Genomic DNA, 15,326 nt, shown 5'->3' with positions numbered 1-15,326 from the left:
ATATATGAGAAAGAACCAATAGCAATAAAAAAGGCCGTTCTAAGAACGGCCTTTTAAAATCGTGCGGCGGGTTAAGTTACCCCACCTTCTCACCTTTTGCCTGCAGATCAGCATGATAAGAGGAGCGCACCAGCGGCCCACAGGCCGCATGTTTAAAGCCCAGCTCTTTGGCGATGCGGCCAAACTCATCAAACTCTTCCGGGGTCACAAAGCGCTCAACCTTAAGATGGCTGCGGCTTGGCTGCAGATACTGGCCGATGGTCAGCATATCCACATCATGGGCACGCAGATCCTTCATCACCTGAATGATCTCTTCGTTAGTCTCACCAATACCGACCATCAGGCCAGACTTGGTGCGCACATCGGGATTGCGCGCCTTGTATTTTTTCAGTAGTTGCAGAGACCACTCGTAATCGGAGCCCGGACGTACCGCTTTATAAAGGCGCGGCACGGTTTCCATATTGTGGTTAAACACATCCGGTGGTGTCTCGGTCAGAATATCGATGGCGATATCCATACGTCCACGGAAGTCCGGCACCAGAATTTCCATCTGAATCGATGGAACCTGCTTCCGGGTTTCAGTGACGCAGTCAGCAAAGTGCTGAGCCCCGCCATCACGCAGGTCATCACGGTCCACGGAGGTCACCACGACGTAGCGCAGCCCCATATCCGCAATCGCATCGGCCAGCTCTTTAGGTTCATTCTCATCCAGTGCATTAGGTCGCCCGTGCGCCACATCACAGAACGGACAACGACGGGTACAGATGTCGCCCATAATCATGAAAGTTGCAGTACCGTGACTGAAACATTCACCCAGATTCGGGCAGCTTGCCTCTTCGCAAACGGACGCCAGTTTATGCTTGCGCAGGCGCTCTTTAATGCGCTGCACCTCGGCGCTGGAACCCATCCGCACACGTAGCCAGTCGGGCTTGCGCGGCATATCCTCTTTTGCGGTCGGGATCACCTTAACCGGGATACGGTCAACTTTATCGGCCCCACGGAGCTTTACCCCCTGCTCCACTCGCTTCTTCACGTCAGTCGTACTGTTTTCTTCTGCCATCTAGGATCAATCCAGAGTGTTTTTACGGGTGATCTGATTATACCCGAGTTTTGCTATCAAATGGTTGAGCAGTCGGTCGGTTGCTTCAGCCTGATCAAGATTTTCGCTGAGGGCGTTAAGCTGAGTCATCGCCATACCTGCATAGCCGCAGGGGTTTATGCGCAGGAAAGGCTCCAGATCCATCGCCAGATTCAGCGCCAGACCATGGAAAGAACAGCCCCGACGTACCCGCAACCCCAATGAAGCGATCTTTGCCTCGTTGACATACACACCCGGGGCATCCGGTTTGGCATAGGCCTCTACCTGATAATCACGCAGGGTATCGACCACGGCCTCCTCCATGATGGTGACCAGCTCGCGCACCCCGGTTTTACGCCGTTTCAGGTTCAGCAGCAGATAGACCACTGCCTGCCCCGGGCCATGATAGGTTACCTGTCCGCCGCGATCGACCTGCACAACCGGAATATCACCGGTCTCCAGCAGGTGCTCCAGCTTACCGGCCTGCCCCTGGGTGAAAACCGGTTCATGCTGCAGCGACCAGATCTCGTCGATGACGTCCTCATCCCGCTGGTTGGTAAAGTCCTGCATCCGTTGCCAGGTCGGCTCATAGGGCTGCAAGCCCAGATCCCGGACAATGAGCTGATCCTGCAGCATCAGATCACCATCTTAACGAGGTCAGAGGCGATCAGCGCTTCATGCAAAGCTTTGAGCTGATCAACGCCCTGAGCGGTGATCCTGAAACGTACTGACTGGAAACTGCCATTACGGCTGTCCTGCACACTGACCGTGGTCAGATCGAAATCAGGTACGTGGATCTGCACAATCTCAATCACGTGGGCACGAAAGTCCCCCTGATTCACCCCAACGGCCTTGATCGGGTAGTTCGGGCAGGGAAACTCTATTTTAGGTGGTTCTTGCTTGGTATCCGTCATAGTTTCAACGTCAATTATTCGGTTACTGCCCACTCATCAGCCTGCTCTGATAGTCAGCAAAGAGTTCAAACATACGCCGCCAGACCGGACCTTTTGTTCCGTCGCCGATGGTGTTTCCATCGACTTCCACAACCGGAATAATCCCCCGGGTAGAGCTGGAAACCCAAGCCTCATCCGCATTGAGCAGGCGGTCGTAATCGATATCAATCTCCTGATACTGGATACCCTGACTGTCGGCCAGTTCCAGAATCAACTCCCGGGTGGTTCCACCGAGAATTTCAGAGCTTCGCTTCGGAGTGAACAGCACCCCGTGGTTGACCAGAAACAGGTTACAGGTACTGCCTTCGGTCAGTTTGTTGTCCCGCGAGAAGATCGCTTCTTCAACGCCTTCATCGCGCGCCTGCTGCAGGACCAGAATATTGGGCAACAGGCAGGTAGATTTAATATCACAGCGGTGCCAGCGCAAATCCTCGGTAACAATGGCCCGGCTCGGCCGGACAGCATCCGCACCGGACTGCCAGACGTTCTTAATGGGTGTACAGCAGGCAAATACGGTGGGCTGCATACTGTCATCGTAGGCATGACTGCGAAAGCCGGCACTACCGCGGGTTACCTGCAGATAAACCGACAGATTCCCGCCGCCGTTGCGTTCGACCAGTGTGTCCATGATGCCACGCCAGTCCTGATCATTACGGATCCTGACGGCGCGCAGGCTATGCGCCAGCCGTGCCAGGTGCTCTTCTAACCTGAAGCCCTGTCCCTGATAGTAAGGGATCACTTCATAAACACTGTCAGAGAACAGAAAACCACGGTCAAACACCGAGATTTTCGCCTCCTCCTGTGGCAGGTATTCACCGTTTAGATAGACGATTGCCATAGCACCTGAACACAAATGCCCACACCTGGGTAAGATGCGGGCATTTCCGGGAAATTAAAGGCCTTACGACCGTTTTTTAGCCAATCAGACTGGTAAAGAACAGCATGATGGCGTGCCAGATCCGCTTCAGCAGTCCCGCTTCAGGCACTGCTTCCAATGCCACCAACGGCACTTCGCTGACCGGTTGTCCATCCAGTGTTACACGAACCTTACCCAGTTCCTGACCCGCACTGATCGGTGCCTGGATAACCCGGTCAATATCCATTGTAGCCTGCAGCTTATCTGCCTGCCCACGCGGAATAGTCACTACCAGCGCCTGATTGATACCAAGACGTAGCTGATCCTGCTCACCCGACCATACCTTCGCCGTGTTCAGCATCACATTGCCATCGTACAGCTTGTGCGTGCGGTAGTAGCGGAAAGCGTAAGAGAGCAGCTTCTGGCTCTCACGGGCCCGCGCCTCTTCATTATCGGTACCGAGTACCACCGAGATCAGGCGCATACCATCACGTTTAGCAGAAGCCACCAGACAATAGCCTGCTGCGTCGGTATAGCCGGTTTTCAGGCCATCCACGGTTTTGTCACGCCACAGCAGTTTGTTACGGTTTGGCTGACGGATTTTGTTGTAGGTGAAATACTTTTCGGAATACATGCCGTAGCGATCAGGAAAATCCTGAATAATCGCTTTAGCCAGAATTGCCAGATCATGTGCTGAGGAGACGTGGCCTTCAGATGGCAGGCCGGTCGCGTTGTTGAAGTGGGTATTTTTCATCCCCAGCAGCATGGCATGCTGATTCATCAGATCAGCAAAAGCCGCTTCACTGCCGGCAATATGCTCGGCCGCCGCCACGGATGCATCATTACCCGACTGAATCACGATACCACGCAACAGATCACCCAGTTTGACCTGCGTCCCCTCCCGGATAAACATCCGCGAGCCCTGTGTACGCCAGGCCTTTTCGCTGACCAGCACCAGATCTTCTTCGCTGATATTGCCTTTGGCCAGCTCATACTCAAGGATATAAGCGGTCATCATCTTAGTCAGGCTGGCCGGAGCGAATGGCTTGTCTTCATTTTTTGACGCAATTAACTTTCCGGTATCGGCATCCATAACCAGATAGGCTGTCGCCGCGATCTGCGGCTCCGCCGGAATCAACCGGGTAACGGCACTGGCCTGAAAGGTCAGCAGAGCCAGAAAGATAAAAGAAAAATACTTTGAAACCTTAGTAAACATTGTCATCCAGAATTACTGTTTGAGATTAAATGAAGTCCACGTAGCGCCGCGAATAACTCTACTTAAGCGTTCAGGGGAAGTCCACCAGTCGCGGATTGGCATAGCCCATCTGTTCTACCTGACGGGTAAGCTCAGGCAGTGAGTTATCACTGCGCAAAGGGCCGATCTGCACCCGGTAGAGCGTCCGGTCACTGCTGCTGACGGGCCTGATCATCACCGCCAGACTGGTCATCAGCGGCCGTAACTGACTCTGAACAAACTCCGCAGCGTCACGGCTGGAGTAAGCCCCCACTTGCAGATAACGACCTTCAATGACTGGCTGAGCAGCCACCACCGGCGCCGCCACCAGTTGGCCTGATTTCTGCCATGCCAGCGGGTCAATCGCTTCAAGACGCACCCGTGCCGTGCCGTGTTTCAGCATATCCAGACGTGAGGCCGCCGCATAAGAGAGATCGATCAGCCGGTCCCCATGAAAGGGGCCACGGTCATTCACCCTGACGATGACCTGCCGGTTGTTCGCCAGATTGGTGACCTTAAGAAAGGTGGGCAGTGGCAGGGACTTATGTGCCGCCGACATTTTGTACATATCATAGGTCTCGCCATTGGAGGTGAGATGACCATGAAACTTCTTCCCATACCAGGAGGCGGTCCCCTCCGCCACATAGCCCTGAGAGGAGGGCATGACGTGGTATGAACGGCCCAGCACCTGATAAGGGCTTTTGTTACCGCCCCGGCTTTTCGGCTCTACCCGGGGCACTGCATCCTTAACGTGGGATACATCAACCGGCTGGTCCGGCGCTTTGTCGTGACGCATCGAGTAACGCCCGCTATTCCCTCCGGTTGAGGAACAGCCGGCAATCACCAGTGCCAGCAACAGCAGTAACAACTTCTGACAGGTCATACGCATGCCTATGATTTTCCACTCTGCTGAGCCACCTGCGGCGCAGCTTTCTGATAAGCGGCTTTAATCTGTTCACTCAGGCGGTAAACCGCCATCGCATAGAGTTTGCTGTGATTGTAGCGGGTAATTACGTAGAAATTGTGTAACCCCAGCCAGTACTGCATATCCTCATCGATCTCCAACTGCATCAGGATCGCTTTCTCATCTGCAGACAATCCGGGCAGATGTGCCTGAACGCCCCGCGCCTGCCATTCGGCCAGCGTCAGTTGCGGCCTCAGCCCTGCACGACCAACGCTGTACCAGGATTCATCCGCAGGCTGGCTGAAATCCACCCCGCTGATGACCGGCTGCCCCGGCTTCCATTTATGTTCAACGAAGTAGTTGGCAACGCTGCCGATCGCATCACTTTTGTTGTTCCAGATATCCCGTTTGCCATCCCCATCAAAATCGATAGCAAAGTTACGATAACTCGACGGGATAAACTGGCCAAACCCCATCGCCCCGGCATAGGAGCCTTTCAGCGCTGTCAGGTCGGCCTGTTCTTCGCGCACCAGACGCAGGAATTCTTTTAGCTGACCGAGGAAAAACTCGCTGCGGCGCGGGTAATCAAACCCCAGTGTCGCCAGCGCATCCAGTACCCGGTAACTGCCGGTGATCCGGCCATAACGGGTTTCCACACCGATGATCGCGACAATAATCTCCGCCGGGACTCCATAGGTCTGTTCTGCCCGATCAAGAATTTCGCGATTTTCCTGCCAGAACTGAACCCCCTGATGAATCCGTTTCTGCTGAACGAAAATATTCCGGTATTCGCCCCAGGTCAGACTGCGCTCCGCAGGCCGTGAGATCGCTTTAAGAATCGAGGTCTGACGTTTAGCCTCGGACAACACCTGACGCAGGTAGTCTTCAGTGAAGCCTTCGGCTTTCATCTCTTCGATAAACGCGCCGGCTTGTGGGTAATCAAGGTAGGAACCGCCCCGTACAGAGGCCAGTAACTCCTCCTGGGTCATGCGCGTTGAAGTGGTTTTTGCCGGCTTGCTCGCAACCGGTTTAGCCTCCGCCGGTTTCGTTTCTGCCGGCTTCTCTTCTACCGGTTTTTCAGCGGTTGCTTGACAACCGGTTAATAACAGCCCTGCGGTCAGCAGCGCTGTGACCATTGATCTCTGCTTCATCCCTGAACTCATAGTGCACCCCTGTTAAATTCCATAAAGCTCCCCTTACGGCCCGACCAGATACCACAAAAACGCGGGCTCAATTGTTACTTTATCACCATGGTGCGATAACTATGCACCGACATAATCATGCCAAACCCGGCCATCAGGGTCACGATCGACGTACCCCCGTAGCTCACCAGTGGCAGTGGCACACCCACCACCGGCAGCAAACCACTGACCATACCGATATTCACGAACACATAAACAAAGAACGTTAATATCAGACTTCCAGCCAGCAAACGACCAAAACTATCCGCCGCGCGGGAGGCGATCACCAGCCCACGGGCAATAATCAGCAGGTAAAGTACCAGTAGTATGAGTACTCCGATCAGGCCAAGTTCCTCAGCCACCACCGCAATAATGAAATCGGTATGGGATTCCGGGAGAAAGTCGAGCTGCGACTGAGTACCACTCAACCAGCCTTTACCGGAAACGCCCCCGGAACCAATCGCCGTTTTTGACTGAATAATATTCCAGCCGGAGCCGAGCGGGTCACTCTCAGGGTCAAGAAACGTCAGCACCCGCTGCTTCTGGTAATCTTTCATTACCGCCCACAATCCCGGCAACGCCGCAGCCGCGAGCCCCAGTGCCGTGAAGATATAGCGCCACAGAATACCCGACAGCAACAAAACAAAAATACCTGAAGCCGCAATTAACAGCGAAGTCCCCAGATCAGGCTGTTTCATAATCAGGACCGTTGGCAGACCAATCATCACCAGCGTAATCAGAATTCGCTTGAAGCTCGGCGGCAGAGGGCGATGAGCCAGGTAATATGCCACCGTCAGCGGAAGCACCAGTTTCATAATCTCCGACGGCTGGAAGCGGAAGCCCGGTAGCGCGATCCAGCGCTGCGCACCTTTGGCGCCGACACCAAAGAGCAACACCCCGACCAGCAACGCAACGCCGATCAGATAGAGCCAGGGGCCCCAGCGCCCCAGAAAACGCGGGGTCAACTGAGCCAGCACAATCATGACAAAAAATCCGGCGCCCATACGGACTGCCTGTCGCATGACATAGCCCATATCCTGACCGGAGGCACTGTAGAGAATAAACAGACCAAAGCCACACAAAGCCAGCAGCAGCACCAGCAGCCAGCCATCCAGATGGGTGTAACTCCACAAACTCGGACGCTGTCTCAGGTGGTCATGCGCTTCCGGCATGTAACGCTGAAACTCCCGGCTCATCCTTCACCTCCCGCAGATTCTTCAGCCAGAGGATCAATACCCAGCAGGTAGGCATCCATCACTTTTCGGGCGATCGGTGCCGCTGTACTGGAGCCACCCCCGCCATTTTCAACAATCACCGCCAGCGCAATCTTCGGATCATCCAGCGGGGCAAACGCGACAAACAGGGCGTGGTCACGATGAATTTCCGCCAGTTTTTCGGCATCGTACTCTTCATCCTGCTTTATCCCCACCACCTGAGCGGTACCGGTTTTACCGGCGATTTCATAGGCTGCCCCGGCACCGACACGACGAGCGGTGCCACGCTCTCCGTGCATTACTTCACGCATACCGAAGATGATCTCATCCCAGTTTTTCTCATTATTCAGTTTGATATCCTGCGGAGGACGTTCCACCCCGCTGATATCCGGCATCACCAGAGATTCGCCGCCCTCTTCATCGTACTTCCGCATCCCTTTCAGCATACGTGGCGATTGCCATTTACCCCGGTTTGCGACCACCGCAGTGGCAGCGGCAAGTTGCAATGGCGTGGCAACAAAAAAGCCCTGCCCGATACTCATGTTCAACGAGTCCCCGGTATACCAGGGGGCTTTGCGGGCACGTTTTTTCCACTCCCGGGAAGGCAGGATCGCACCCAGCGCTTCCGGCAGGTCGAGACTGGTTACCTGACCAAAACCAAAGCGTCCCAGATAATCAGACATCCGGTCCACTCCCATTTTATGGGCAACATCGTAGTACCAGACATCACAGGACTGCGCCAGGGAGTCATACATATTCACCCAGCCGTGCCCTGTTCTCTTCCAGTCGCGGTACTTACGCCCACCCTTGCTCAGGGTATAAAAGCCGGGGTCGAAAACTCTGTAATTTGGCGATACCACACCCGTGTCGATGGCTGCGAGCGCTACCATCGGTTTGATCGTCGAACCCGGCGGATAACGGCCACGGATCGCGCGGTTAAACAGCGGCAGATCCTTAGATTCCCGCAGGGCATTGTAATTTTTCGATGAGATCCCGGTTACAAACAGGTTGGGATCATAGGCCGGGGTGGAAACCATGGCCAGAATACCACCGGTCTTAGGATCCATCGCCACCACGGAGGCGCGCCGGCCCTGCAACAGTTTTTCAGTAATCTGCTGCAACCGCAGATCCAGATGCAGAACCAGATCCTGCCCCGGCTTCGGATCGTTCTGTTCCAATACCCGCATCACGCGCCCACGGGCATTGGTCTCCACTTTCTGGAAGCCGACTTCGCCATGCAGCACCGATTCATAAAACTTTTCGATGCCCAGCTTGCCGATATAATGGGTCGCGGCGTAGTTGGTCGGGTCTACCGACTTCAGTTCGCTCTCATTGATACGGCCCACGTAGCCCATCGCATGTACCAGCGACTCACCGTAGGGGTAGTAGCGAATCAGTTCCGCCTCAACCCGGACACCTGGCAGCCGGTGGTAATTCACCGAGATCCGGGCGATCTCCTCTTCGGTCAGGCGGAAACGTACCGGAATCGACTGGAACGGACGTCGCCGCTGATTCATCCGTTTATGGAATCGCTCCAGCTCGCGGTCCGTAATCGGAATCAGTTCCTGCAGATCCTGCAGGGTCTGTTCGAGATTCCTGACCTCTTCTTTCAGCACCGTAACGCTGTAACTGGGGCGGTTATCCGCCAGCAGAACGCCATTACGGTCATAGATCAGTCCACGGGTAGGTGCTACCGGTTGCAACTGCACCCGGTTTTCTTCGGACATGGAGGAATAGCGCTCATGCTCCATCACCTGCAGGTAGTACAGACGACTGAGGAGAACACCAAATAAAACCAGCACTACAAGAAACGCCAGCACAGCCCGCACCTTAAAGGTCCGACTCTCTCTGCTATAGTCCTTCAGGCGTTCAGCGGCCATATGCTCTGTGGTCTTTTACTTGTGGTAGGGGTGGCCCTGAATCACAGTCCAGGCACGATAGAGTTGTTCTGCCAGCAATACCCGCACCAGCGGGTGGGGCAGGGTCAGCGCGGAAAGAGACCATTTCTGATCAGCCATGGAGGAGCAGCGCGGATCAAGCCCGTCAGGGCCACCAATCAGCAGACTGATGTTATAACCATCCATGCGCCAGGCTTCCACTTTCTCTGCCAGTTGCCCGGTCGACCAGTTTTTACCCAGCACTTCAAGAGCGATCACCCGATCCCCCTTAGGAATCGCCGCCAGCATCTGGTCGCCCTCCTGACGCATGGCGCGGGCGGGATCACTGCCTTTACCACGGTGACCCAGAGGAATCTCAACCAGTTCAAGCTGGAAGTCGGCTGGCAGGCGCTTGGCGTATTCGGCGTAGCCCTGATTGACCCAGGCGGGCATCTTCCCGCCCACCGCAATAATACGTACCTTCATGCCTGACTTAAGCGCCGGCTTCGACGCCCCAGAGGCGCTCCAGATCATAGAAAGAACGCGCGTCCGGCATCATTACATGCACAACCACGTCGCCCAGATCCACCAGAATCCAGTCGCTGGACTGCTGCCCTTCTGAACCCAGCGGCATCAGGCCGGCTTCTTTCACTTTTACAATCACGTCTTCAGCAACCGCTGCAACGTGTCGCTTCGATGTACCGCTGGCAATCACCATGTAATCGGTGACAGTGCTGCGCCCACGTACATCCAGATCGATGATCTCTTTGGCTTTCATATCTTCCAGTGCGTTGTGCACCAGGTCTAAAATCTGTTCAGTTTGCATTTGCTCATTTCATTTTTGAAACCCGCTACGGGGTTTCGTTAGGTTTTCAAACCGTATAAACGGTTTTCCTGAATATAGTGCCAGACCGCATCCGGCAGCAGATAACGGGGTGATTCCCCACGCAGGATACTTTCACGCACCTGTGTGGCAGAGATTGCCAGCGGGGTCAGCTCGTGGAACAGCAGACCTCCCGCCGCCCCGGGTAACTGTTCCGGGCTATCAACTTTGTGCTGTTCAGCGAAACGTGCCAGAACAGGACACAGCGGCTGCTGATAACCGGGCCGCTGCACCACCAAAAGATGAGCGTAGTCGGTTAACTGCTGCCAGCCATGCCAGCCGGGCAGTGAGAGGAAAGCATCCATCCCCATCACCATCATCACCGGCCGTTCAGGGCCCAGTTCAGCACGCAGCCCCAGCAGGGTCAGCAGCGAGTAGGACGCCTCAGCGGAACGGATCTCCCGATCGTCAGCAAACAGCGCCGCTTCATCTTTGACGGCAAGCTCTACCATCCGCAAGCGCTGCTCAGAGCTGCAGCCGGGATCACCGCGGTGTACCGGTGTTTTCGCCGGGATCAGGCCGACCCGGTCGACCCCAAGCCAGTGCCGGATCTCCAGTGCTGTTCGAAGGTGACCGTTATGGATGGGATCAAAGGTCCCACCCATAAACACAAAAGCATCGTCCTGCATCAGATCATTACTGACGGATATGACCGTCGCCCAGCACCACGTATTTCTCTGAGGTCAGCCCTTCCAGACCGACAGGGCCGCGAGCGTGAATCTTGTCGGTCGAGATACCGATCTCCGCGCCCAGACCGTATTCAAAGCCATCGGCGAAACGGGTCGAGGCATTCACCATAACCGAGCTGGAGTCCACTTCACGAAGGAACGCACGGGAACGGGTGTAGTTCTCGGTAATGATCGCATCGGTATGGTGCGAGCCATAACGATTGATATGGCGAATCGCCACATCCATATTATCAACCAGACGGATCGAAAGGATCGGCGCAAGATACTCAGTTTCCCAGTCGGCTTCGGTCGCGGCTTTGGCAAACGGCAGCAGCTCACGGGTCTGATCACAGCCTCGCAGTTCGACACCTGCAGCCTGATATCGCTCGGCCAGTTCAGGCAGAATCTCCGCAGCAATGTCTTTGTGCACCAGCAGCGTTTCCATAGTGTTGCAAGTGCCGTAGCGATGGGTTTTCGCATTCAGCGCAACGTTTATCGCCTTACCTTTATCAGCCTGATCATCGATGTAAACGTGGCAGATGCCATCCAGATGTTTAATCACGGTAACCTTGGCATCACGGCTGATACGTTCGATCAGCCCTTTACCACCTCGCGGTACAATGACATCAACATACTCAGGCATGGTAATCAGGTGACCTACTGCTTCGCGATCTGTGGTTGCAACCACCTGCACCGCGTTTTCCGGCAACCCGGTTTTCTTCAGCCCCTGTTTGATGCAATCCGCCACGGCCTGATTGGAATGAATCGCTTCCGAACCGCCACGCAGAATCGTTGCGTTGCCGGATTTCAGGCACAGGCTAGCCGCTTCAACCGTCACGTTTGGACGAGATTCGTAGATAATACCGATCACACCCAGCGGTACGCGCATTTTGCCTAACTGGATACCACTTGGCAGAAATTTCAGATCGCTGATCGCTCCCACCGGATCAGGCAGTGCGGCCACCTGACGCAGGCCTTCAATCATGGTGTCAATGCGAGCATCGGTCAGTTCAAGACGATCCAGCATGGCATCATCAAGGCCCTTATCCCGCCCCGCCTGCAGATCTTTAGCATTGGCGTCACGCAGCGCCGGTCGACTGTTCTCGATGGCATCGGCCATAGCCAGCAAAGCCTGATTTTTCAGGTGAGTGTCCGCTTTAGCTACCAACCGGGCCGCATCACGTGCCTGCTCGCCCAGCTCGATCATATATTGTTCTACGTTCATAGCTGTCCTTCCCATCGATAAGCCGCCCATTATAGCGCCAGCCGCAGTTAGGTCATACCTCTAATACAAATCATCTTCACCCTGTCGCGAACTAGCTGTTATTATCTGCATCTGCATTCCGTTTTGAGCCAATCCGACCTGTGACAGAGACGCAAAACCATAAGTTCAACCTGAAACAGAATCTGACCCTGTGCGTCGCTCTGATCCTGTTTTCCGGTTTTCTGCTCAGCGCGGCCTATCTGGTAACCAGCAGCAGCCGGCAAGCCGAAGCGGACACTCTGAAACTCGGCCAGTCACTGGCACTGCAAAGTCAGTTCCTTATCCGCCCTCTGATACTGGCAAATGACGGTGTCAGCCTGAACTACCTGCTGAATGAACTGGAACAACTGGACTATGTTCAGGGCCTGCAGGTGCAGGACCCCTCCGGTTTTGTCACCGCCCGAGCCGGAAGCACCGCCGAACTTAAGCTGCAGCAGCACCTGAAACAGCAGAACAAACTGATCGGCACGGTCACCCTCTGGCTGGACCCGACCCCCTCACGTCAGATGCAGCACCGCCAGCTATGGCCCGCAGCCATTCTGGCTCTGGCCACCATCGCCATCGCCCTGCTCTGTATCTGGCTGCTGAACCGACGGGAAGATGAGGGCACGTTTAACACCGGCGAAACACACGCTGACGCCGACAAGATCCACTTCGACCAGCTACTGGCCGAACAAACCTTCTCCGAACCGGAACCGGAACCGGAACCGCAGCAACCGGCCGACCCCGTACTGACGCCAGCGGAAGAGACGCAAGCAGATCCGTCTCCGGCCGGGGACACGGCCAGCGAACCACCGATCATTCAGCAGGAAACATTCTCTGTCAGCACCCACGCCCAACCTGTTTCGGGCGATGCACAGCCGACCGAAACACTCAGCGCCGGGGACAAGCCCGATCTGCTGCACACCCATGATCTGGTCGACCTGCTGAAACCGGAACGGGAACAGACACCGCGGATGCCAAAGTTCGAGCACCACCCGGAGCCATTACCGGAAGAGAATGCGCAGGATGATCCACTGGAGTTTGAAGAGGAGGAACTGCACTCTCAGCCCGTTCCCCCACGTGCCGCCAACCCCCTGCGCAGCATGGTCGAACGGCATGAAGAACAGCTCAACCTGTACTCATTTGAACAGGAACTGGAGCTGCTGCTGGCCCCTCAGGATGCGCTGTATGTGTTTTATATCGACAGTCAGACGGCCAGTTCAGAGAACATGCCCGCCGATGAGAAAGCGACACTGCTGAACGTGTACCACCATCTGGCGAAACAGGTCGCACGCATCTACAACGGTGAAGCCGAATTGCAGGAGAACAAAGATATTCTGCTGCGCTTTGAGATGCACGACTCCGAAGATCGTCATGGTATCAACGCCCTCTGCGCCGGCATGCTGTTCTCACTGCTTTACAAAGGATTTAACCAGTCCAGAATCCGAGGCTTCCAGCCGGTACTCAGCCTGCAGATGTCGCTGGCCCGCGGCCATCAGAGCAAATATCAACTGGTGAAAGAGGAAGCTCACTTCCTGACCCGCACCACCAACAGCAACGAACTGATCAGCCACACCGCGCTGACTGAGGCGCCACACCTGAAGCAGGCATTGCTCGAGCAGGCAGAGATCCGACGGGAAGATGAAGATAAGGTTCTGCTGCTCAAGGTCACCCCGAAACACCAGACGCTGCTACAGAAGCAGGCCAATCACCTGCTGACCAAAATCTTTAAGAAGCAGGCCTGATCAGCCCTGCAGATAAACACCATTTTTACCGCTTTTCTTAACGCAGTACATCCGCTGATCCGCCATCCGTATCAACTCATCCATACTATCGCCCTCATCCGGGAAAAACGCACCGCCCACGGAACAACTGACACTCATCTGCGGCATGATCGAATCAAAACTTTCATTCAGCACCTCATGCAGGCGTTCTGCAAGACGCTCACTGTGCACTGCTGACTCCGGGCACTGAACGATCATAGCGAATTCATCCCCGCCGAGCCGGGCAACAAAGTCCTCTTCGCGAAGCGCCGACAAAAGTCTTGATGCCACCTCGACCAGCACTTTATCGCCCACTTCATGTCCGTAGCGATCATTAATATCTTTGAAGTCATCCACATCAACAAACAACACCGCAAGGCAGTCGTTCCGCTGCCGTGCCTGATCAAGCAGCTCCCGGCTCTGTTTCATAAATGCCTTACGGTTAGGCACCCGGGTAAGCTCACAGTGGTGCGCTTCGTAATCGAGCTGAAGCTGAGTCTGGACCGCTTCGGCTGCCAGTGCAGCGGTATCTTCCAGCTCACGCTGAACCTGCTTTTTCTCTACCGCCAGCGCCACCAGCTTCCCCATGACTCGCTGATACTGATAGGCCATCAGGACTACAAATGGCATCGCCAGAAGCCCAAACAACAGCGTCCCCATCAGCCTGTCTATCTGCTTTCTCATCTCCTCGCTGACACGCTGACTGAAGCGCCGGTTCTCCTGTTGCAGACGATGCAAGGCAGACAAGGCCGGCGCATCATTCAGCCGCACCCGGGAATCGATGGCCTGCGGAGTTTCATCCCGGATCACCCCCATCTGCACCACTTCAATGCTGCGCTGATAGCTTTTTAACTGAGAGCGGATGATCTCCAGAGCATCCACCTCTTTTTCTGTGAGATGCAGTTTCTGATAACGATCCAGAGCAGAATATGAACGTTTCAGATCAGCGTTCAGACGCTGCAACTGCCCCTGATCCTGACGCAAAACGTAATTTTTGAAATTGTGAATAAAGCCACCGTAACCGATTGCACGATGCAGCTCGGCCAAGGCGGTTGTGCGGCTGGCCGAGGTTTGGCTGTAGTTAACCCAGGCGGTGCGCACCTCTGATGAGAGATAGAACAAAACACCGCCCATAAGCAGTATTGCGCAAAGAATAAACACCGCCATCACAGCAATGCGCTGCCGGTATCGTTTGCTCAACAAATGCCCATCCATGGTGCTTCCACCTCTCGGAACTTCTATTAGTAAAACAGAGACAACTTATTCTTGATCCTCAATACTAATGCGTTTAGATAATGCTGCAAGATAAAATATAAAATTTTATTAAATAATAAATTACACAAATATTAATCTCTATAAAACAACAAGTTATATGATTAATAAATATTAATACACACAAAATATAAGTTTATCATCAACACCAAAAACTAACACATTTGTTTGAATCCCGAATCATTACTTGATTTTAT

The 15,326-nt window shown here is 54.6% G+C and carries 15 protein-coding genes; 1 reads left to right on the top strand and 14 read right to left on the bottom strand.

Annotated features, from left to right (window positions below; all coding sequences use genetic code 11):
* Positions 1-76: 76 nt before the first annotated feature.
* The 13 genes from lipA to QUD59_RS09790 all read right to left on the bottom strand — a co-directional run bounded on the left by lipA (position 77) and on the right by QUD59_RS09790 (position 12,073).
* Positions 77-1,060: a lipoyl synthase gene (gene lipA, locus QUD59_RS09850; protein ID WP_286236771.1), complete on the bottom strand. Its 984-nt coding sequence runs from the start codon at positions 1,058-1,060 to the stop codon at positions 77-79.
* A 6-nt stretch (positions 1,061-1,066) separates the two neighbouring features.
* Positions 1,067-1,714 carry a lipoyl(octanoyl) transferase LipB gene (gene lipB, locus QUD59_RS09845; protein ID WP_286236770.1) on the bottom strand — a complete coding sequence of 216 codons (648 nt, stop codon included), beginning with the start codon at positions 1,712-1,714 and terminating at the stop codon, positions 1,067-1,069.
* Positions 1,714-1,992 (bottom strand): YbeD family protein, encoded by a 279-nt coding sequence (locus tag QUD59_RS09840; protein WP_286236769.1) that lies wholly within the window; start codon positions 1,990-1,992, stop codon positions 1,714-1,716. The genes lipB and QUD59_RS09840 overlap by 1 nt, the downstream gene beginning before the upstream one ends.
* A gap of 22 nt (positions 1,993-2,014) precedes the next feature.
* Complete coding sequence (locus QUD59_RS09835; protein ID WP_286236768.1) at positions 2,015-2,869, bottom strand: aminotransferase class IV; 855 nt, start codon at positions 2,867-2,869, stop codon at positions 2,015-2,017.
* 76 nt (positions 2,870-2,945) lie between these two features.
* Entirely contained in the window at positions 2,946-4,109 is a 1,164-nt protein-coding gene (locus QUD59_RS09830) for a D-alanyl-D-alanine carboxypeptidase family protein (RefSeq protein ID WP_286236767.1), read from the bottom strand.
* A 64-nt stretch (positions 4,110-4,173) separates the two neighbouring features.
* Positions 4,174-5,010, bottom strand: coding sequence for a septal ring lytic transglycosylase RlpA family protein (locus QUD59_RS09825; protein WP_286236766.1), 837 nt, complete (start codon positions 5,008-5,010; stop codon positions 4,174-4,176).
* A gap of 2 nt (positions 5,011-5,012) precedes the next feature.
* Complete coding sequence (gene mltB, locus QUD59_RS09820) at positions 5,013-6,176, bottom strand: lytic murein transglycosylase B (protein WP_286236765.1); 1,164 nt, start codon at positions 6,174-6,176, stop codon at positions 5,013-5,015.
* Between the two features lie 86 nt (positions 6,177-6,262).
* Entirely contained in the window at positions 6,263-7,402 is a 1,140-nt protein-coding gene (gene rodA, locus QUD59_RS09815; RefSeq protein WP_286236764.1) for a rod shape-determining protein RodA, read from the bottom strand.
* Positions 7,399-9,300 carry a penicillin-binding protein 2 gene (mrdA, locus tag QUD59_RS09810; protein WP_286236763.1) on the bottom strand — a complete coding sequence of 634 codons (1,902 nt, stop codon included), beginning with the start codon at positions 9,298-9,300 and terminating at the stop codon, positions 7,399-7,401. Before mrdA ends, rodA begins: the two co-directional genes overlap by 4 nt.
* Positions 9,301-9,315: 15 nt before the next feature.
* Positions 9,316-9,783, bottom strand: coding sequence for a 23S rRNA (pseudouridine(1915)-N(3))-methyltransferase RlmH (gene rlmH, locus QUD59_RS09805; RefSeq protein ID WP_286236762.1), 468 nt, complete (start codon positions 9,781-9,783; stop codon positions 9,316-9,318).
* Positions 9,784-9,790: 7 nt separating this feature from the next.
* Entirely contained in the window at positions 9,791-10,123 is a 333-nt protein-coding gene (rsfS, locus tag QUD59_RS09800) for a ribosome silencing factor (RefSeq protein WP_286236761.1), read from the bottom strand.
* Positions 10,124-10,161: 38 nt separating this feature from the next.
* On the bottom strand, positions 10,162-10,809 hold the full coding sequence (gene nadD, locus QUD59_RS09795; RefSeq protein ID WP_286236760.1) for a nicotinate-nucleotide adenylyltransferase: 648 nt from the start codon (positions 10,807-10,809) through the stop codon (positions 10,162-10,164).
* Positions 10,810-10,816: 7 nt separating this feature from the next.
* A complete protein-coding gene (locus QUD59_RS09790; RefSeq protein ID WP_286236759.1) occupies positions 10,817-12,073 on the bottom strand; it encodes a glutamate-5-semialdehyde dehydrogenase in 1,257 nt (418 codons plus the stop codon).
* A 140-nt stretch (positions 12,074-12,213) separates the two neighbouring features.
* On the opposite strand from QUD59_RS09790, the gene QUD59_RS09785 reads away from it, so the two are divergent.
* Entirely contained in the window at positions 12,214-13,839 is a 1,626-nt protein-coding gene (locus tag QUD59_RS09785) for a hypothetical protein (RefSeq protein ID WP_286236758.1), read from the top strand.
* Here QUD59_RS09785 and QUD59_RS09780 read toward each other — a convergent pair whose 3' ends face one another.
* Positions 13,840-15,057 carry a GGDEF domain-containing protein gene (locus QUD59_RS09780; protein WP_286236757.1) on the bottom strand — a complete coding sequence of 406 codons (1,218 nt, stop codon included), beginning with the start codon at positions 15,055-15,057 and terminating at the stop codon, positions 13,840-13,842.
* Positions 15,058-15,326 lie beyond the last annotated feature (269 nt).

This window comes from Neptuniibacter halophilus (genome assembly GCF_030295765.1).
Lineage (GTDB): Bacteria > Pseudomonadota > Gammaproteobacteria > Pseudomonadales > Balneatricaceae > Neptuniibacter > Neptuniibacter halophilus.
Note: the sequence above shows the minus strand (reverse complement) of the source record. Positions and strands in the feature narration are given on the sequence as shown.

Excerpts from the sequence above, each read along its gene's own strand:
- QUD59_RS09835 (WP_286236768.1), bottom strand. The coding sequence starts at position 2,869 with ATGGCAATCGTCTATCTAAACGGTGAATACCTGCCACAGGAGGAGGCG.
- rodA (WP_286236764.1), bottom strand. The coding sequence starts at position 7,402 with ATGAGCCGGGAGTTTCAGCGTTACATGCCGGAAGCGCATGACCACCTG.
- mrdA (WP_286236763.1), bottom strand. The coding sequence starts at position 9,300 with ATGGCCGCTGAACGCCTGAAGGACTATAGCAGAGAGAGTCGGACCTTT.
- QUD59_RS09825 (WP_286236766.1), bottom strand. The coding sequence starts at position 5,010 with ATGCGTATGACCTGTCAGAAGTTGTTACTGCTGTTGCTGGCACTGGTG.
- lipA (WP_286236771.1), bottom strand. The coding sequence starts at position 1,060 with ATGGCAGAAGAAAACAGTACGACTGACGTGAAGAAGCGAGTGGAGCAG.
- rsfS (WP_286236761.1), bottom strand. The coding sequence starts at position 10,123 with ATGCAAACTGAACAGATTTTAGACCTGGTGCACAACGCACTGGAAGAT.
- nadD (WP_286236760.1), bottom strand. The coding sequence starts at position 10,809 with ATGCAGGACGATGCTTTTGTGTTTATGGGTGGGACCTTTGATCCCATC.
- QUD59_RS09840 (WP_286236769.1), bottom strand. The coding sequence starts at position 1,992 with ATGACGGATACCAAGCAAGAACCACCTAAAATAGAGTTTCCCTGCCCG.
- QUD59_RS09790 (WP_286236759.1), bottom strand. The coding sequence starts at position 12,073 with ATGAACGTAGAACAATATATGATCGAGCTGGGCGAGCAGGCACGTGAT.
- lipB (WP_286236770.1), bottom strand. The coding sequence starts at position 1,714 with ATGCTGCAGGATCAGCTCATTGTCCGGGATCTGGGCTTGCAGCCCTAT.
- QUD59_RS09830 (WP_286236767.1), bottom strand. The coding sequence starts at position 4,109 with ATGACAATGTTTACTAAGGTTTCAAAGTATTTTTCTTTTATCTTTCTG.
- rlmH (WP_286236762.1), bottom strand. The coding sequence starts at position 9,783 with ATGAAGGTACGTATTATTGCGGTGGGCGGGAAGATGCCCGCCTGGGTC.
- mltB (WP_286236765.1), bottom strand. The coding sequence starts at position 6,176 with ATGAAGCAGAGATCAATGGTCACAGCGCTGCTGACCGCAGGGCTGTTA.